This is a genomic window from uncultured Sphingomonas sp. (assembly GCF_913776855.1).
Lineage (GTDB): Bacteria > Pseudomonadota > Alphaproteobacteria > Sphingomonadales > Sphingomonadaceae > Sphingomonas.
Genome location: NZ_CAJYQD010000040.1, coordinates 1 through 17,074 on the forward strand (window position 1 = coordinate 1; position 17,074 = coordinate 17,074).

Below are 17,074 nucleotides of genomic sequence, written 5' to 3' on the forward strand. Positions count from 1 at the left end.
GCAGGGCGACCTGCTCCCGAGACGCCGCAGGCCGGCCGGCGGGTCGGCCTCGCCGATCCCGTCCGACGACGCAGGATTCAGTCCTGCGTCGGCTCGCAAGAGCGGGGCAGGGTTTGCACAACGGTTAAACAGCCGCTATGGGGCCGCGTTCTGGCGCGGCTCCGTTCGCGAAGACGAATCCAAGAAGGTAGGGAAACAATGGCCAAGGCTAAGTTTGAGCGGACCAAGCCGCACCTCAACATCGGCACCATCGGTCACGTCGACCATGGCAAGACCTCGCTGACCGCAGCGATCACCAAGGTGCTGGCCGAGAACGTCGCGGGCAACGCCGCGGTCGACTTCGCGAACATCGACAAGGCGCCGGAAGAGCGCGAGCGCGGCATCACCATCTCGACCGCGCACGTCGAGTATGAGACGGCGAACCGCCACTATGCGCACGTCGACTGCCCGGGCCACGCCGACTATGTGAAGAACATGATCACCGGCGCGGCGCAGATGGACGGCGCGATCCTGGTCGTGTCGGCCACCGACGGCCCGATGCCGCAGACCAAGGAGCACATCCTGCTCGCCAAGCAGGTTGGCGTTCCCACCATGGTCGTCTTCCTGAACAAGGTCGACCTGGTCGACGACGAGGAAATCCTCGAACTCGTCGAAATGGAAATCCGCGAAGAACTGTCGAAGCGTGAATTCGACGGCGACAACATTCCGATCATCCGTGGTTCGGCCACCTGCGCCCTGTCGGGTTCGGACGCCAAGCTCGGCCAGGAAGCCATCCTGGAGCTGATGAAGGCGGTCGACGAGTCGATCCCGCAGCCGGAACGTCCGCTGGACAAGCCGTTCATGATGCCGATCGAAGACGTGTTCTCGATCTCGGGTCGTGGCACCGTGGTCACCGGCCGCGTCGAAACCGGCGTTGTGAAGGTCGGCGAAGAAGTCGAAATCGTCGGCATCCACGAATCGGTCCGCAAGACCGTCGTCACCGGCGTCGAAATGTTCCGCAAGCTGCTCGACCAGGGCCAGGCCGGCGACAACATCGGCGCGCTGATCCGCGGCGTCGCTCGTGACGAAGTGGAGCGTGGTCAGGTTCTGGCGAAGCCGGGCTCGATCACCCCGCACACCGACTTCCAGTCGTCGGTGTACGTGCTGTCGAAGGACGAAGGTGGCCGTCACACGCCGTTCTTCGCCAACTATCGTCCGCAGTTCTACTTCCGCACCACGGACGTCACCGGCACGATCGAACTGCCGGAAGGTACCGAAATGGTCATGCCGGGCGACGAAGTCGCGCTGGGCGTGAAGCTGATCGCACCGATCGCCATGGACGTCGGCCAGCGCTTCACCATCCGTGAAGGCGGTCGTACCGTCGGCGCAGGGGTTGTCAGCGGCATCGACAAGTAATATAGCGACTCGAACAGGTGGCGGTCCCCGGAGACGGGGGCCGCCATTTGCTATTTTATGAGGGCACCTCGCTTGCAGCTGGGGTTCCCACTAAGCCATTCGTTGTTAATCAAGAGCCGTCCCAACGGCCCGCTCTTTCGCATCGGTAGGACCATGGACAACAATATCCGTATTCGCCTGAAGGCGTTCGACCATCGCGTGCTCGACCAGGCGGCCGGCGACATCGCCGACACCGCGCGTCGCACCGGCGCCCTGATCCGTGGACCGATTCCGCTCCCCACGCACATCGACAAGTTCACGGTCAACCGCGGCCCGCACATCGACAAGAAGTCGCGCGAGCAGTTCGAGACCCGCACCTACAAGCGCCTGCTCGACATCGTGCAGCCGACCCCCCAGACCGTCGACGCGCTGATGAAGCTCGACCTCGCGGCAGGGGTGGACGTAGAGATCAAGCTGGCGTAATAGCCGCTTGCCGCGACGTAGGGTGATTCCGCCCTGCGTCGCGCTTTCGCTTCCCGTCGGTTCGTTCTGAACGGCGGCGGTAGAGGCCGGGAAAGCAACCATAGGGATACCGAACGGCATGATGCTTTCGAGCAGAACGCCGTTGTCCGCGTCCCCGCTATCGTCGATGCAGCCCTTCGGTGGGGGAATATCGGTGATGTCTGGCCCTGGCGGGGGCGTGCAGATCGCAGGGGCTGGGGCTTCGGAGGCGGGTGACCGCGCACCGGGGCCTTTTTCGTTAGGCAAGCTCGTCGTCAAGACGAGCCTCTGTTGGAGGAGTTGGTCATGCGTACTGGTGTGATCGCGAAGAAAATGGGTATGACCCGGCTGTTCCAGGACGATGGGCGCCACGTGCCCGTCACCGTCCTGCAGCTGGAAGACGTGCAGGTCGTCGCCCGTCGTGAAATGGACCGTGACGGTTACGTCGCGGTGCAGCTCGGCGCCGGCACCGCCAAGGCGAAGAACGTCGCCAAGCCGCAGCGCGGCCATTTCGGCAAGGCCGAAGTGACCCCGAAGGCGCGCGTGGTCGAGTTCCGCGTTGCAGACGACGCGCTGCTGGATGTCGGTGCCACCATCGGTGCCGACCATTATGTCGCCGGCCAGCTGGTCGACGTTTCGGGCCGTACGCAGGGCAAGGGCTTTGCGGGCGCCATGAAGCGTTGGAACTTCGGCGGTCTGCGCGCCACGCACGGTGTGTCGGTTTCGCACCGTTCGCACGGTTCGACCGGTCAGCGTCAGGATCCGGGCAAGGTCTTCAAGAACAAGAAGATGGCCGGCCACATGGGCGACCGTAACCGCACGCAGCAGAATCTGCAGGTCGTGTCGACGGATGTCGAGCGTGGGCTGATCTTCATCAAGGGTTCGGTTCCCGGCCACAAGGGCAGCTGGCTGACGGTCAAGGACGCGGTGAAGGTCGCGCGCCATGCCGACGCGCCGTATCCCGCGGGCCTGAAGAGCGCCAACAGCAACGACGCCGCCGCTCCGGCAGCGACCGACGGCCAGGAGGGCTGATCATGAAGGTCAAGGTACAGACCCTCGACGCCGTCGAAAGCGGCGATATCGAGCTGAACGACGAGGTGTTCGGCCTCGATCCGCGTGCGGACATCCTGCACCGGGTCGTGACTTGGCAGCTCGAAAAGCGTCGCGGCACCGCTCGCGGCACCCGCGAGCGCGCCGACGTTGCACGCTCGGGCAAGAAGCTGGGTCGCCAGAAGGGCGGCGGTGTGGCTCGTCACGGCGATCGCCGCGCCCCGGTGTTCATCGGCGGTGGTAAGGCGCACGGCGCCCGCGTCCGCGACTTCAACCCCGGCCTGAACAAGAAGGTTCGCGCGCTGGGCCTGAAGATGGCGCTGTCGAGCCATGCTAAGGCGGGTTCGCTGGTGGTCCTCGACGGTCTGGCTGTCGAGAACGGCAAGACGCAGGTCCTGCTCGGCAACCTCGCCAAGCTGGGCTTCGGCAAGACCTCGCTGGTCATCGACGGCGACGCGGTGGAAAACACCTTCGCTCTGGCCGCCCGCAACCTCCGTCAGGTCAATGTCCTGCCGGCCGGTGGCGCCAACGTCTATGACATCCTGAAGCACGACACGCTGGTGCTGACCCGCGCGGCGATCGAAAAGCTGGAGGCCCGCTTCAATGGCTAAGCAGCAGCAGTCGGCGATCGACATCCGTCACTACGACGTTGTCCTGAGCCCGCACATCACCGAGAAGGCGACCATGCTCTCCGAGCATAACGCCGTCGTCTTCAAGGTCGCGAACAAGGCGTCGAAGCCGGAAATCAAGGCAGCGGTCGAAGCGCTGTTCAACGTCACCGTCACCGGCGTCAACACGATCGTGACCAAGGGCAAGACCAAGAAGTGGAAGGGCGCGCCCTACACCCGGTCGGACTTCAAGAAGGCGATCGTGACCCTGGCCGAAGGCCAGTCGATCGACATTACCGAGGGGGCCAAGTAACATGGCACTCAAGCAATATAATCCGACCACGCCGTCGCAGCGTGGCCTGGTCCTGATCGACCGTTCGGCGCTGTACAAGGGCCGTCCGGTCAAGGCGCTGACCGAGGGCAAGACCAAGACCGGCGGTCGCAACAACAAGGGCCATGTGACCTCGCGCGGCATCGCCGGCGGTCACAAGCAGCGCTATCGCATCATCGACTTCAAGCGTCGCCTGTGGGACGTCGAGGGCACCGTGGAGCGGATCGAATATGATCCCAACCACACCGCCTTCATCGCGCTCATCAACTATGGTGCGGACGAAGCGGGCAAGGACCGCGTCGCCTACATCATCGCGCCGCAGCGTCTGAACGTCGGTGACAAGGTAATCGCGGGCAAGAAGACCGACGTGAAGCCGGGCAACGCGATGGAACTGGGCCAGGTGCCGGTCGGTACGATCGTCCACAACATCGAGATGAAGCCGGGCAAGGGCGGTCAGATCGCCCGTTCGGCCGGCACCTATGTGCAGGTCGTCGGCCGCGACAAGGGCATGGTCATCGTCCGCCTGAACTCGGGTGAGCAGCGCTACATCCACGCCGCCTGCATGGCGACGATCGGTGCGGTGTCGAACCCCGACAACCAGAACCAGAATCTGGGCAAGGCCGGCCGCAACCGCTGGAAGGGCATTCGCCCGCTGACCCGTGGTGTCGCCAAGAACCCGGTCGACCACCCGCACGGCGGTGGTGAAGGCCGGACCTCGGGCGGCCGTCACCCGGTCACCCCGTGGGGCAAGCCGACCAAGGGCGCGCGCACGCGGCACAACAAGGCGACGGACAAGATGATTATCCGTAGCCGTCACGCGAAGAAGAAGGGCTAAGCGATGGCTCGTTCCGTATGGAAGGGTCCGTTCGTGGACCTCAACCTGCTGAAGAAGGCAGAAGTGGCGCAGGACGCCGGCACCCGTGCCGGCCCGATCAAGACCTGGTCGCGCCGTTCGACCATTCTCCCGCAGTTCGTCGGCCTGACGTTCAACGTCTATAACGGCCGCAAGTTCGTGCCGGTTTCGGTCAACGAAGACATGGTGGGCATGAAGCTCGGCGAGTTCGCTCCGACGCGCTTCTTCCCCGGCCACGCCGCCGACAAGAAGGGCAAGCGCTGATGAGCAAGCAGGCAGCACCCCGTCGCGTCGGTGACAAGGAAGCGCTGGCAGTCGCGACTCAGGTACGCGGCTCGGCCCAGAAGCTGAACCTCGTCGCCGCGCTCATCCGCAACCGCTCGGCGAGCGATGCGATGAACATCCTCGCCTTCTCGAAGAAGGCGATGGCGGTCGATGTCCGCAAGTGCCTCGCTTCGGCGATCGCGAATGCGGAAAACAATCACAACCTCGACGTCGACGCGCTCGTCGTCAAGGAAGCCTCGGTCGGCAAGTCGATCACGATGAAGCGTTTCGCGACCCGCGGTCGCGGCAAGTCGACGCGCATCCTGAAGCCGTTCAGCCGCGTGCGCATCGTCGTGTCCGAGGTGGAGGAAGCGTAATGGGTCACAAGTCCAATCCCATCGGTCTGCGTCTGCAGATCAACCGCACCTGGGACAGCCGTTGGTATGCCGAAGGCGCCGACTATGGCCGTCTCCTGCTGGAGGATCTGAAGATCCGCCAGTACATCCTGAAGACGCTGCCGCAGGCCGCGATCTCCAAGGTGGTCATCGAGCGTCCGGCCAAGCTGTGCCGCATCTCGATCTTCGCGGCCCGTCCGGGCGTGATCATCGGCAAGAAGGGCACCGACATCGAAAAGCTTCGCAAGAAGCTGGGCACGATGACGGGTTCGGACGTGTCGCTGAACATCGTCGAAATCCGCAAGCCGGAAATCGACGCGAAGCTCGTCGCGCAGGGCATTGCCGATCAGCTCGAGCGTCGTATCGCCTTCCGCCGCGCCATGAAGCGTGCGGTGCAGTCGGCGATGCGCCTGGGCGCCGACGGCATCCGCGTCGCTTGCGGCGGTCGTCTGGGCGGTGCGGAAATCGCCCGTTCGGAAGGCTATCGCGAAGGTCGCGTTCCGCTGCACACGCTGCGTGCCAACCTCGACTATGCCGAGGCCGAAGCACACACCGCGTACGGCGTCTGCGGCGTCAAGGTCTGGATCTTCAAGGGTGAGATCCTTGGCCACGACCCGATGGCGCAGGACCGGCTGATGATGGAGGCCCAGACCTCCGGCGTGCGTCCCGCGCGCGACGATCACCGCCGCTAAGGATAATTTGAGATGCTGCAACCAAAGCGCACCAAGTTCCGCAAGGCCTTCAAGGGCCGCATCCATGGCGATGCCAAGGGCGGTACGTCGCTGAACTTCGGGTCGTACGGCCTGAAGGCGATGGAGCCGGAGCGGATCACCGCCCGCCAGATCGAGGCGGCTCGCCGCGCGATCACGCGTCACATCAAACGTCAGGGCCGCTTGTGGATCCGGATCTTCCCGGATCTGCCGGTGTCGTCGAAGCCTGCCGAAGTCCGCATGGGCTCGGGCAAGGGTTCGCCCGAATTCTGGGTCGCCCGCGTCAAGCCGGGTCGCATCCTGTTCGAACTGGACGGCGTGCCCGGTCCGCTCGCCGCGGAAGCGTTCTCGCGCGCCGCGATGAAGCTGCCGATCGCGGTCAAGGTCGTTGCCCGTCTGGGCGACACCTCGCACCTGGAGGGTTGAAAATGACGAAGGCAACCGATCTTCGCGCCAAGAGCGACGACCAGCTGGTCGAGGAACTGACCAGCCTGAAGCGTGAGGCGTTCAACCTCCGTTTCCAGGCGGCGACCAGCCAGCTGGAAAAGCCGACCCGCGTGAAGGAAGTCCGTCGCGACATCGCGCGGATCAAGACGCTGCAGGGCGAGCGTTCGCGCTCGTCCGACAAGTAAGGACGAGAGACATGCCGAAGCGCGTGCTGACCGGGATGATCGTCTCGGACAAGACCGACAAGACGGTGGTGGTCAAGGTGGAGCGGAAGGTCAAGCACCCCCTCTACGGCAAGATCATCCGCCGTTCGAAGAAGTACCATGCCCATGACGAGGGCAATGAGTATCGCGAAGGCGAGACCGTGCGCATCGAAGAGACCGCGCCGATCTCGAAGCTGAAGACCTGGAAGGTGATCGAGCGGGTGAACACCCACGCGACGCCGGCGGAAGTCGCAGCCGAGGCGTAAGCCTTACGGGGTGGGGGTTCCAACCTCCACCCCATATGCAATTCCGGGGTCAGACCCGGATGTGGCGAACATTCGCGGAAGGGCGCTTGCCTTTTCGCCATGGGGCGGTTAATGGGCCGCTCCCCCCGGCGCGGTACGCCCGCAGCCGGGGGTTCATTTTTAGCAGGCGGGGTCCGGTCGGAATCGGCCCCATAGGGTAAGGAATCGCATCCATGATTCAGATGCAATCCAATCTCGACGTCGCAGACAACAGCGGCGCGAAGCGGGTGCAGTGCATCAAGGTGCTGGGCGGCTCGAAGCGTCGCACGGCCGGCGTCGGCGATGTCATCGTCGTCAGCATCAAGGAAGCCGCCCCGCGCGGCCGCGTGAAGAAGGGTGACGTGCATCGCGCCGTCATCGTTCGCACTGCCAAGGACATCCGTCGCAACGACGGTTCGGTGATCCGCTTCGACGGCAATGCCGCGGTGCTGGTCAACAAGAACGAGGAGCCGATCGGCACCCGTATCTTTGGCCCGGTGGTCCGCGAGCTGCGCTCGAAGGGCTTCATGAAGATCATCTCGCTCGCCCCTGAGGTGCTGTAATGGCTGCTGCCAAGATCAAGAAGGGCGACACCGTGATCGTCCTGTCGGGCAAGGACAAGGGCAAGACCGGCCAGGTCACCCAGTCGATGCCGAAGGACGGCAAGGTCGTCGTTGCCGGCGTGAACATCGCCGTGCGTCACAAGAAGCCGAACCAGGCCGACCCGCAGGGTGGTCTGGTGCGTTCGGAAGCGCCGCTGCACGTCAGCAAGGTCGCGCACGTCGTCGACGGCAAGCCGACCCGCGTCCGTTTCGAAATCCGTGACGGCAAGAAGGTCCGGGTCGCCGTGAAGGGCGGGGAGGTCATCAATGGCTGATAAGTACACGCCGCGCATGAAGTCGATCTATGACGATCGTATCGTGAAGGCGATGACCGACAAGTTCGGTTACAAGAACGCGCTCGAAGTGCCCCGGATCGAAAAGATCGTCCTGAACATGGGCGTGGGCGAAGCGACGCAGGACAAGAAGAAGGTCGAGCAGGCCAGCTCCGAAATGGAGCTGATCGCGGGCCAGAAGCCTGTCGTCACCAAGGCGAAGAAGTCGATCGCGCAGTTCAAGCTGCGTGAAGGCATGGCGATCGGCTGCAAGGTCACGCTGCGCCGCGAGCGGATGTACGAATTCCTCGATCGCTTCATCACCATCGCGCTTCCCCGCGTCCGCGACTTTCGTGGCCTGAACCCGAAGTCGTTCGACGGCCGTGGCAACTATGCCTGCGGCATCAAGGAACAGATCGTGTTCCCCGAGATCAACTATGACCGCATCGACAAGGTGCGCGGTCTGGATGTGATCGTGACCACCACCGCCAAGACCGACGACGAGGCTCGCGAGCTTCTGCGTCTGTTCGGTTTCCCGTTCCCGCAGGAAGCGGAAGCCGAGGAAAAGAAGGCGGCGTAATCCGGTCCGCCCCCGGCAACGGGGGCGGCCGTTCGCTTTAACAAAGAGAGCTTAAGTCCATGGCGAAACTGAGTTCCGTGAACAAGAACGAGCGCCGTCGCGCCCTCGTCAAGAAGTTCGCGCCCAAATATGCGAAGCTGAAGGCGATCGCAGCCGACCAGTCGCTCGATGAAACCGAGCGTCTGATCGCGCGGCTGAAGATGGCCGAGATTCCCCGCAACGGGAATCCGACCCGCATCCGCAACCGTTGCGAGCTGACGGGTCGTCCCCGCGGCTATTATCGCAAGTTCCGTCTCGCCCGCGTCATGCTGCGTGAACTGGCCAACAAGGGCCTGATCCCCGGCGTCACGAAGTCGAGCTGGTAAGGAACACAGCAATGGCATTGACCGATCCCCTGGGTGACATGCTCACCCGCATCCGCAACGGCCAGCGCGCGCGCAAGGACAGTGTCCTGACGCCTGCCAGCAAGTTGCGGGCCCGTGTCCTCGACGTGCTGCAGCGCGAGGGCTATATCCGTGGCTACAGCGAAGAGCAGATGGGCCCCGCGGCCGGCATCCGCATCGAGCTGAAGTATTTCGAAGGCCAGCCGGCGATCAAGCACGTCGCGCGCGTCTCGAAGCCCGGCCGCCGCGTCTATTCGGGTTCGCAAGAACTGCCGAAGGTGCGCAACGGCCTTGGCATCACCATCGTCTCGACGCCGCGTGGCGTTCTGTCCGACGCCGAAGCGCGCGAACAGAATGTTGGTGGCGAAGTCCTCGCGGAGGTCTTCTGATGAGCCGCATCGGTAAGAAGGCAGTCCCGGTTCCGGCCGGCGTGACCGCCAACATCGCAGGGCGCGAGCTGAGCGTTAAGGGCCCGAAGGGCACGCTGACGCTGCCGCTGGCCGACGACATCGCCTATGCCGTCGAAGGCGACGCCATCTCGGTGCAGCCGGCGAACGACACCAAGCGCGCTCGCGCGTTCTGGGGTATGCAGCGCACGCTCGTGCAGAACCTGATCACCGGCGTGACGACCGGCTTCACCAAGAAGCTGCTGATCACCGGCGTCGGCTATCGCGCCGCGGCCCAGGGCAAGAACCTGAAGCTGCAGCTCGGCTATAGCCACGACGTCAACATCGACGTGCCGGAAGGCATCGAGATCAAGACGCCCGATCAGACCACGATCGAAATCAGCGGGATCGACAAGCAGAAGGTCGGTCAGATCGCTGCCGAGATCCGTCGTTGGCGTAAGCCCGAGCCGTACAAGGGCAAGGGCATCAAGTACGACGGCGAGTTCATCTTCCGCAAGGAAGGGAAGAAGAAGTAATGACCAAGGGTCTCTCCCTCTTCGAGAAGCGCCGTCGGCGCAATCGCACCGCGCTGAAGGCGCGTTCGGGCGGCCGTGCGCGGCTGTCGATCCATCGTTCGGGCAAGCACATCTACGCCCAGGTCATCGACGACGCAGCGGGTCGCACCGTTGCCTCGGCGTCGACCCTGGAAAAGGACGTGCGCGGCACCTCGGGCGCGAACATCGCTGCGGCTACCGCAGTCGGTACCCGCGTTGCGGAAGCGGCGAAGGCCGCCGGCGTGACGCAGGTCGTGTTCGACCGTGGCGGCTTCCTGTTCCACGGCCGCGTCAAGGCGCTGGCCGAGGCCGCCCGCGAAGCCGGATTGGAGTTCTAAGACATGGCTGACGAAAACAATCAGGCCGAAGCCCCCGCCGTCGAGGCGACCGGTGGCGAACAGCCGCAGGGCCGTGGTCCGCGTGGCGGCCGTGGTCGTGGCGGCCAGGGCGGCGGCGACCGTGGTCGCGGTGGCCGTGACGGCAACCGTGGCCGTCGCGACGACCGTCGCGGCGCCGAGGATGGTGGCGAGGAGCTGATCGAAAAGCTCGTCCACATCAACCGCGTGTCGAAGACCGTGAAGGGCGGCAAGCGCTTCGGGTTCGCAGCACTCGTCGTCGTCGGCGACGGCAAGGGCCGCGTCGGTTTCGGGCATGGCAAGGCGCGCGAAGTGCCGGAAGCCATCTCGAAGGCGACCGCCGCTGCCAAGAAGGCGATGGTCCGCGTTCCGCTCAAGGACGGTCGCACGCTGCATCACGACGGCAACGGTCACTTCGGTGCCGGTCGCGTGACGGTGCGGTCGGCTCCGGCCGGTACCGGCATCATCGCGGGTGGCCCGATGCGCGCCATCTTCGAATCGCTGGGCGTGGCCGACGTCGTGACCAAGTCGGTCGGCACGTCGAACCCGTACAACATGATCCGTGCGACCTTCGAGGCGCTGAACGACCAGTCGTCGCCGAAGGCGGTGGCACAGCGTCGCGGCAAGAAGATCGCCGACCTGCTGGGTCGTGGTGGATCGCAGACCGCCGAGGCTGATGCCGCGGCGATCGTGGAGTAACGAGCGATGGCAACCGTGAAGATCACCCAGACCGGGTCGCCGATCCGCCGGACCAAGGACCAGCGCGCGACGCTGATCGGTCTCGGCCTCAACAAGATGCACAAGACCGTGGAACTGGCCGACACCCCCGAGGTGCGTGGCATGATCCGTAAGGTGCAGCACATGGTGTCGGTCGAAGGCTGAAGCCTTCACCTTTACCGGTGACAAATGCGGGGAAGGGGGCTAAGCGGCCCCCTTCCTCATTTCTTTTAGCGCGAACATAGCGAAAGCGAGTGCAGACCATGAAACTCAACGAAATCCGCGACAATGCAGGCGCCCGCAAGAGCAAGATGCGCGTCGGACGTGGCATCGGCTCGGGCAAGGGCAAGACCGCCGGCCGCGGCCAGAAGGGCCAGAAGAGCCGTGAAGGCGTGTCGATCGCCGGCTTCGAAGGCGGCCAGATGCCGCTCCACATGCGGATCCCGAAGCGCGGCTTCAACAACATCTTCGCCAAGGACTATGCCGAAGTTAACCTCGGCGCGATCCAGAAGGCGGTCGACGCGGGCAAGATCGAAGCCGGTGCGGCGCTCGATCACGCGGCGCTGAAGGCCGCGAACCTGGCCCGTGGCGGCAAGGACGGCGTTCGTCTGCTCGGCAAGGGCGAACTGACCGCCAAGCTGACCTTCACCGTTGCCGGTGCGTCGAAGTCGGCGATCGAAGCGGTCGAAAAGGCCGGCGGTTCGGTGTCGGTGATCGAAGTCGTGCCCGCGCACGAAAAGGCCGCTGCCAAGAAGGGCAAGACGCTCGCCGCCAAGAAGGCTGCGCACGCCTGAGTTCCCACCCGCTCGGTTCGAGCAGCTTCGAGCATAGTCGAGAAGCGTCTGTCGAGAACTCCCGCCCAGCGGAACCACGTTCTCGATAGGCGCTCTCGACAAGCTCGGTCGCTACTCGAACCGAACGGGATGAACGTAAGGGGGTTTCAACCACCCCTTAGACATCCCCGCAGCAACCCCTATATGGTCGCCGGGGGGTGGGCTGATGGCCCGCCAGCATCATTCGGGACATATCCATGGCAGCCGCCTCAGACGGTCTTGCGACCAATCTAAACCTGTCGAAATTCGGTCAGGCGACCGAACTCAAGAAGCGCCTGTGGTTTACGCTCGGGGCACTGATCGTGTTCCGTATGCTGAGCTATGTGCCGCTGCCGGGCATCGACCCGACGCAGCTTGGCCTGCTCGCCAACCAGACGCAGGGCGGCGTTCTCGACTTCTTCAACACCTTTTCGGGCGGTGCGCTGACGCGCATGTCGGTCGTCGCACTGGGCGTTATGCCCTATATCACCGCGTCGATCGTCGTGCAGCTCGCGACGTCGCTCAGCCCGCAGCTCGCCGCCATCAAGAAGGAAGGCGAATCGGGCCGCAAGAAGCTCAACCAATATACCCGCTACGGCACGGTGCTGCTGACCGCGATCCAGGGTTATACCATCGCGGTGGGGCTGGAGGCGTTCGGCGCCTCGGCCGGCGCGCAGGCGGTGATCGAGCCGGGCATGACCTTCCGCATCGCGGCGGTCATCTCGCTGATCGGCGGCACGATGTTCCTGATGTGGCTGGGCGAGCAGATCACCAGCCGTGGCATCGGCAACGGCATCTCGCTCATCATCATGGCTGGCATCGTCGCCCATCTGCCGACGACGCTGGTCCAGCTGTTCGAGGGCAGCCGTTCGGGTACGATGAACCCGCTGACGCTGATCGGCATCATCGCCGCCGTCGCCGGCCTGGTGCTGTTCATCTGCTTCATGGAACGTGCGCAGCGCCGCATTCTGATCCAGTATCCCAAGCGTCAGACGGCGCGCGGGGTGCAGGCGGATCGCAGCCACCTACCGCTGAAGATCAATACCGCGGGCGTCATCCCGCCGATCTTCGCGTCGTCGCTGCTGCTGATGCCGGTCACCATCACGCAGTTCGCCGGCAAGGCGACGGCGGGCGACAGCCGCTGGGGCGATTTCGTCCTGTCGCTGAACCAGTATCTGGCGCATGGCCAGCCGCTCTACATGGCGCTGTACGGCGCGGGCATCGTGTTCTTCTCGTTCTTCTACACCGCGATCGTCTTCAATCCCGAAGAGACCGCCGACAACCTGAAGCGCTATGGCGGGTTCATCCCCGGCATTCGTCCGGGCAAGAACACCGAGAATTACTTCGACTATGTGCTGACCCGGATCACGGTCATCGGCGCGGCCTATCTGGTCATCATCTGCCTGTTGCCTGAATATCTGGTATCGGCGCTGTCGATTCCCTTCTATCTGGGCGGCACCAGCCTGCTCATCGTGGTCAACGTCACGATGGATACGGTAACCCAGATCCAGTCGCACCTGCTGGCGCACCAGTATGGCGACCTTATCAAGAAGGCCAAGCTGAAGGGCGGACGCCTGCGCGGCTGAGCGTAACACGACTAAGGGGGCAGCTATGGACATCATCCTTCTCGGACCGCCGGGGGCGGGCAAGGGAACCCAGGCCGCGCGGCTCGAATCGGCGCGCGGCATGGTACAGCTGTCGACCGGCGACATGCTGCGCGCGGCGGTCAAGGCCGGCAGTCCGGTCGGGATGCAGGCCAAGGCGGTGATGGATGCCGGCGAACTGGTGTCCGACGCGATCGTGTCGGCGCTGATCGGCGAACGGCTCGACCAACTGGGCGACCGGGGTGCGATCTTCGACGGCTATCCGCGCACGGCGGCACAGGCCGACGCGCTCGACCTGCTGCTTGAACATCGCGGGCGTCAGCTGACCCATGTGATCGAGCTGGTGGTGGACGAGGATGCGCTGGTCGAGCGCATTGTCGGTCGCTTCACCTGCGCCAATTGCGGTGCGGGTTATCACGACACGTTCAAGCAACCGGCCGTCGCGGGTGTCTGCGACGCGTGCGGTGCGACCGAGTTCAAGCGCCGGCCCGACGACAATGAGGAAACCGTGCGCACGCGCATGGTGGAATATCGTGCCAAGACCGCGCCGATCCTGCCGCTGTACGAGGCTCGCGGCCTGGTCCACCGGGTGGACGGCATGGCCGACATGGACGACGTGACGACGCAGATTGCGGCGATCCTCGACAAGTGAAGTGCGGGGCGGGTTTCGATCCGTCCGCCCGCGAAGTTCGTCACCCCAGCGAAGGCTGGGGTCTCCCCGTTGGAGAGCGCGACGCGCTCCACGGAGACCCCAGCCTTCGCTGGGGTGACGTGCGTTGAAAGGCTGATGCAGGCTGCGAAGCGGCTCTGATTGCCCACGTCCCATCCCGATTTTGGTTCCGCCCACCGGTTGACAGGGTGGGAATCGGTCCGTATCAGCGATTCACCCCGACATACCGGTTACGGCGGCGCTTTTGCGCGTTCGCCGCGATCGCGCGTGACGGGTTCAACGCTACGAGATGGGGTGTCGCTGCCATGCGGTGCCTCGTGGAGCTGGGAGAATTTAGTTCATGGCACGTATCGCGGGTGTTAATATCCCGACCAACAAGCGCGTCATCATCGCGCTGCAGTACATCCACGGCATCGGTCCGGCCAAGGCCAAGCAGCTGACCGATCAGCTGGGCATCACCGCCGAGCGTCGCGTGCAGGACCTGAGCGATCAAGAAGTCCTCCAGATTCGCGAAGCGATCGACGCCGGCCACACCGTGGAAGGTGACCTGCGTCGCCAGACCGCGATGAACATCAAGCGTCTGATGGACCTCGCCTGCTATCGTGGCCTGCGTCACCGCAAGGGCCTGCCAGTCCGCGGCCAGCGCACGCACACCAATGCGCGCACCCGCAAGGGCAAGGCGAAGCCGATCGCGGGTAAGAAGAAGTAAAAAACAGTCCGGGGGACTGTTTTTAACTTCCTCTCCGTCGGAGACAGGATTGAGGCCGACCGCCTCCCGATCTCCGTACCACGCAAGATACTCAGGTCAGGATTTCCACAAATGGCACGTGAACCGCAGCGCCTTCGCCGTCGCGAGCGCAAGAACATCACCGCCGGCGTCGCGCATGTGAACGCCAGCTTCAACAACACCATGATCACCATCACCGATGCGCAGGGCAATGCGATCAGCTGGTCGTCGGCCGGCATGATGGGCTTCAAGGGCTCGCGCAAGTCGACCCCGTACGCCGCGCAGGTCGCTGCCGAAGACGCCGGCCGCAAGGCCGCCGACCACGGCGTGCGCACGCTCGAAGTCGAAGTGAAGGGTCCGGGTTCGGGCCGTGAATCGGCGCTCCGCGCGCTCCAGGCCGTCGGTTTCCAGATCACGTCGATCCGCGACGTGACCTCGATCCCGCACAACGGCGTGCGCCCGTCGAAGCGCCGCCGCGTCTGATCCGTGCCTGCCGCCCCGCCGGGTTCGTCCGGCGGGGCTGTTCTTTCATGGCGCGGACCCGTCCTTTCCGCGCCGCCAAGCTAGGGGAAGCCCGTGTCCGTCAACGCTAAGAACTGGCAGGAACTCAAGAAGCCGAGCGGCCTCGAGAAGAAGCCGGGCGGCGATCCCAAGCGCCGTTCGACCTTCGTCGCCGAACCGCTGGAGCGTGGCTTCGGCCTGACGCTCGGCAACGCGCTGCGTCGCGTGCTGCTGTCGTCGCTGCAGGGTGCCGCCGTCACCTCGATCAAGATCGAGAACGTCCTTCACGAATTTTCCAGCCTTGCCGGCGTCCGCGAGGACGTGACCGACATGGTGCTGAACGTGAAGCAGATCGCGCTCAAGATGCAGGGTGAAGGCCCGAAGCGTCTGCAGCTGTCCGTCACCGGCCCGGCCGAGGTGAAGGCTGGCGACATCGCCGTCACCGGCGACATCGAAGTCATGAACCCGGAACTGGTGCTGTGCCATCTCGACGATGGCGCCACGCTCAACATGGAACTGACTGCGGATGTCGGTAAGGGCTATGTCCCCGCCGCCGGCAACCGTCCGGCCGATGCGCCGATCGGCCTGATCCCGGTCGACGCGCTGTATTCGCCGGTCCGCCAGGTCAGCTACAAGGTCGAGAACACCCGCGTCGGGCAGGAACTCGACTACGACAAGCTGACGCTGACCATCGAAACCGACGGTACCGTCACCCCTGAGGACGCGCTGGCCTATGCCGGTCGCATCCTGCAGGACCAGCTGGCGCTGTTCGTCCACTTCGACGACTCGACGCTGCCCCGCGCCGCCGCCACCGGCACGCAGGTCGCAGCACCTCAGAGCGAAGGTCAGGGCGATACCGCGCAGATCAATCGTTACCTGCTCAAGAAGGTCGACGAGCTGGAACTGTCGGTCCGCAGCGCCAACTGCCTCAAGAACGACAACATCATCTATATCGGCGATCTGGTCCAGAAGACCGAAGCCGAGATGCTGCGCACCCCCAATTTCGGTCGCAAGTCGCTGAACGAAATCAAGGAAGTGCTGTCGTCGATGGGCCTTCGCCTCGGCATGGACATCCCCGGATGGCCGCCCGAGAACATCGAAGAGATGGCGAAGAAGCTCGAGCAGGAGATTATGGGCTGATTTCGCACCGGGCCAAGCGAGCTTGGCCCGGAGACGAAACCAGCCCGGCCGGCGGCCTTTCAGGCCGTCCGACGACACGGGCTTTGCCCGTGTCGGGCCAGTTTCTGAATTAGTGGCAAGTGTGAACTTAGTGAACTTTGCCGCGAACAGGCGAACCGGTGGCAGCCTCTAAATGGCCACCTGCTCTGGGGATTCCGTGACACGGCCCCATAACGAACGAAGGAAATACCCATGCGTCATCGCGTCGGCGGCCGTAAGCTGCAGCGTACCTCGGCACACCGCATTGCGCTGTTCCGCAACATGTCGGCCGCGCTCATCAAGCATGAACAGATCACCACGACCGTCGCCAAGGCGAAGGAACTGCGTCCGTACGTCGAAAAGCTCATCACGCTGGCGAAGAAGGGCGGCCTGTCGAACCGTCGTCTCGCGCACGCCCGTCTGCTCGACGACGTGCAGCTGGTGAAGCTGTTCGACGTGCTGGCGACCCGCTATGCCGATCGTAACGGCGGGTACACCCGCATCATCAAGGCTGGCATCCGCGCATCGGACGCCTCGCCGATGGCGATCATCGAATTCGTCGACCGCGACGTGTCGGCCAAGGGCCAGGATTCGGGTCCGGTCGTGAGCGACGAGGATTTCGACGAAGCCGCCTGATCGGCTTGTCCGTCGAGAAACAGGGAGGGGCGGTCGTACTTCGGTACGGCCGCCCTTTTCCGTTCCCCCACGTAACATTGTCTCCGCGGGGTTGCG

28 protein-coding genes are annotated in these 17,074 nt (G+C 64.2%); all 28 read left to right on the forward strand.

What is annotated here, in order from left to right:
- The first annotated feature begins 198 nt into the window (after nucleotides 1-198).
- The 28 genes from tuf (at nucleotide 199) to rplQ (ending at nucleotide 16,978) form a co-directional block, all read left to right on the forward strand.
- The gene (tuf, locus tag QZ755_RS12655) at nucleotides 199-1,395 is read left to right on the forward strand and encodes an elongation factor Tu (RefSeq protein WP_294323463.1); all 1,197 of its coding nucleotides are present in this window, start codon (nucleotides 199-201) and stop codon (nucleotides 1,393-1,395) included.
- Between the two features lie 153 nt (nucleotides 1,396-1,548).
- Entirely contained in the window at nucleotides 1,549-1,857 is a 309-nt protein-coding gene (gene rpsJ / locus QZ755_RS12660; RefSeq protein WP_033921125.1) for a 30S ribosomal protein S10, read from the forward strand.
- A 324-nt stretch (nucleotides 1,858-2,181) separates the two neighbouring features.
- On the forward strand, nucleotides 2,182-2,907 hold the full coding sequence (rplC, locus tag QZ755_RS12665; protein WP_294323359.1) for a 50S ribosomal protein L3: 726 nt from the start codon (nucleotides 2,182-2,184) through the stop codon (nucleotides 2,905-2,907).
- Between the two features lie 2 nt (nucleotides 2,908-2,909).
- Entirely contained in the window at nucleotides 2,910-3,536 is a 627-nt protein-coding gene (gene rplD, locus QZ755_RS12670) for a 50S ribosomal protein L4 (RefSeq protein ID WP_294323362.1), read from the forward strand.
- Entirely contained in the window at nucleotides 3,529-3,846 is a 318-nt protein-coding gene (locus QZ755_RS12675; RefSeq protein ID WP_055763296.1) for a 50S ribosomal protein L23, read from the forward strand. Before rplD ends, QZ755_RS12675 begins: the two co-directional genes overlap by 8 nt.
- Before the next feature lies 1 nt (nucleotide 3,847).
- A complete protein-coding gene (gene rplB, locus QZ755_RS12680; protein ID WP_294323365.1) occupies nucleotides 3,848-4,699 on the forward strand; it encodes a 50S ribosomal protein L2 in 852 nt (283 codons plus the stop codon).
- A 3-nt stretch (nucleotides 4,700-4,702) separates the two neighbouring features.
- Nucleotides 4,703-4,981, forward strand: a complete 279-nt coding sequence (gene rpsS, locus QZ755_RS12685) for a 30S ribosomal protein S19 (RefSeq protein WP_055763302.1) — start codon at nucleotides 4,703-4,705, stop codon at nucleotides 4,979-4,981.
- Nucleotides 4,981-5,358, forward strand: a complete 378-nt coding sequence (gene rplV, locus QZ755_RS12690; protein ID WP_055763305.1) for a 50S ribosomal protein L22 — start codon at nucleotides 4,981-4,983, stop codon at nucleotides 5,356-5,358. Before rpsS ends, rplV begins: the two co-directional genes overlap by 1 nt.
- Nucleotides 5,358-6,068 (forward strand): 30S ribosomal protein S3, encoded by a 711-nt coding sequence (gene rpsC / locus QZ755_RS12695; protein WP_242416671.1) that lies wholly within the window; start codon nucleotides 5,358-5,360, stop codon nucleotides 6,066-6,068. The genes rplV and rpsC overlap by 1 nt, the downstream gene beginning before the upstream one ends.
- 12 nt (nucleotides 6,069-6,080) lie before the next feature.
- Nucleotides 6,081-6,512 carry a 50S ribosomal protein L16 gene (rplP, locus tag QZ755_RS12700; RefSeq protein WP_055790394.1) on the forward strand — a complete coding sequence of 144 codons (432 nt, stop codon included), beginning with the start codon at nucleotides 6,081-6,083 and terminating at the stop codon, nucleotides 6,510-6,512.
- Between the two features lie 2 nt (nucleotides 6,513-6,514).
- A complete protein-coding gene (rpmC, locus tag QZ755_RS12705) occupies nucleotides 6,515-6,718 on the forward strand; it encodes a 50S ribosomal protein L29 (protein WP_055790392.1) in 204 nt (67 codons plus the stop codon).
- 11 nt (nucleotides 6,719-6,729) lie between these two features.
- Nucleotides 6,730-7,002 carry a 30S ribosomal protein S17 gene (rpsQ, locus tag QZ755_RS12710; protein ID WP_055763313.1) on the forward strand — a complete coding sequence of 91 codons (273 nt, stop codon included), beginning with the start codon at nucleotides 6,730-6,732 and terminating at the stop codon, nucleotides 7,000-7,002.
- A gap of 212 nt (nucleotides 7,003-7,214) precedes the next feature.
- Nucleotides 7,215-7,583: a 50S ribosomal protein L14 gene (gene rplN / locus QZ755_RS12715; protein WP_110152893.1), complete on the forward strand. Its 369-nt coding sequence runs from the start codon at nucleotides 7,215-7,217 to the stop codon at nucleotides 7,581-7,583.
- Nucleotides 7,583-7,897 carry a 50S ribosomal protein L24 gene (gene rplX / locus QZ755_RS12720; protein ID WP_242416672.1) on the forward strand — a complete coding sequence of 105 codons (315 nt, stop codon included), beginning with the start codon at nucleotides 7,583-7,585 and terminating at the stop codon, nucleotides 7,895-7,897. The genes rplN and rplX overlap by 1 nt, the downstream gene beginning before the upstream one ends.
- On the forward strand, nucleotides 7,890-8,474 hold the full coding sequence (rplE, locus tag QZ755_RS12725; protein WP_294323371.1) for a 50S ribosomal protein L5: 585 nt from the start codon (nucleotides 7,890-7,892) through the stop codon (nucleotides 8,472-8,474). The genes rplX and rplE overlap by 8 nt, the downstream gene beginning before the upstream one ends.
- Nucleotides 8,475-8,533: 59 nt before the next feature.
- Complete coding sequence (rpsN, locus tag QZ755_RS12730; RefSeq protein ID WP_055756896.1) at nucleotides 8,534-8,839, forward strand: 30S ribosomal protein S14; 306 nt, start codon at nucleotides 8,534-8,536, stop codon at nucleotides 8,837-8,839.
- 11 nt (nucleotides 8,840-8,850) lie between these two features.
- The gene (gene rpsH, locus QZ755_RS12735; protein WP_033921102.1) at nucleotides 8,851-9,246 is read left to right on the forward strand and encodes a 30S ribosomal protein S8; all 396 of its coding nucleotides are present in this window, start codon (nucleotides 8,851-8,853) and stop codon (nucleotides 9,244-9,246) included.
- A complete protein-coding gene (gene rplF, locus QZ755_RS12740; RefSeq protein WP_294323374.1) occupies nucleotides 9,246-9,779 on the forward strand; it encodes a 50S ribosomal protein L6 in 534 nt (177 codons plus the stop codon). The genes rpsH and rplF overlap by 1 nt, the downstream gene beginning before the upstream one ends.
- Nucleotides 9,779-10,135, forward strand: coding sequence for a 50S ribosomal protein L18 (gene rplR / locus QZ755_RS12745; protein ID WP_242116025.1), 357 nt, complete (start codon nucleotides 9,779-9,781; stop codon nucleotides 10,133-10,135). The genes rplF and rplR overlap by 1 nt, the downstream gene beginning before the upstream one ends.
- Before the next feature lie 3 nt (nucleotides 10,136-10,138).
- The gene (gene rpsE, locus QZ755_RS12750; RefSeq protein WP_294323387.1) at nucleotides 10,139-10,852 is read left to right on the forward strand and encodes a 30S ribosomal protein S5; all 714 of its coding nucleotides are present in this window, start codon (nucleotides 10,139-10,141) and stop codon (nucleotides 10,850-10,852) included.
- Nucleotides 10,853-10,858: 6 nt separating this feature from the next.
- Complete coding sequence (gene rpmD, locus QZ755_RS12755; protein WP_055763335.1) at nucleotides 10,859-11,035, forward strand: 50S ribosomal protein L30; 177 nt, start codon at nucleotides 10,859-10,861, stop codon at nucleotides 11,033-11,035.
- Between the two features lie 98 nt (nucleotides 11,036-11,133).
- The gene (gene rplO, locus QZ755_RS12760; RefSeq protein ID WP_294323389.1) at nucleotides 11,134-11,664 is read left to right on the forward strand and encodes a 50S ribosomal protein L15; all 531 of its coding nucleotides are present in this window, start codon (nucleotides 11,134-11,136) and stop codon (nucleotides 11,662-11,664) included.
- 236 nt (nucleotides 11,665-11,900) lie between these two features.
- Entirely contained in the window at nucleotides 11,901-13,268 is a 1,368-nt protein-coding gene (secY, locus tag QZ755_RS12765; protein ID WP_294323391.1) for a preprotein translocase subunit SecY, read from the forward strand.
- 25 nt (nucleotides 13,269-13,293) lie between these two features.
- On the forward strand, nucleotides 13,294-13,938 hold the full coding sequence (locus QZ755_RS12770; RefSeq protein WP_294323393.1) for an adenylate kinase: 645 nt from the start codon (nucleotides 13,294-13,296) through the stop codon (nucleotides 13,936-13,938).
- A 358-nt stretch (nucleotides 13,939-14,296) separates the two neighbouring features.
- Nucleotides 14,297-14,665 (forward strand): 30S ribosomal protein S13, encoded by a 369-nt coding sequence (gene rpsM / locus QZ755_RS12775; protein WP_294323396.1) that lies wholly within the window; start codon nucleotides 14,297-14,299, stop codon nucleotides 14,663-14,665.
- 111 nt (nucleotides 14,666-14,776) lie between these two features.
- Nucleotides 14,777-15,166: a 30S ribosomal protein S11 gene (gene rpsK, locus QZ755_RS12780; RefSeq protein WP_055763349.1), complete on the forward strand. Its 390-nt coding sequence runs from the start codon at nucleotides 14,777-14,779 to the stop codon at nucleotides 15,164-15,166.
- Nucleotides 15,167-15,259: 93 nt separating this feature from the next.
- The gene (locus QZ755_RS12785; RefSeq protein WP_055763352.1) at nucleotides 15,260-16,324 is read left to right on the forward strand and encodes a DNA-directed RNA polymerase subunit alpha; all 1,065 of its coding nucleotides are present in this window, start codon (nucleotides 15,260-15,262) and stop codon (nucleotides 16,322-16,324) included.
- 231 nt (nucleotides 16,325-16,555) lie between these two features.
- Complete coding sequence (gene rplQ / locus QZ755_RS12790) at nucleotides 16,556-16,978, forward strand: 50S ribosomal protein L17 (protein WP_294323400.1); 423 nt, start codon at nucleotides 16,556-16,558, stop codon at nucleotides 16,976-16,978.
- Nucleotides 16,979-17,074 lie beyond the last annotated feature (96 nt).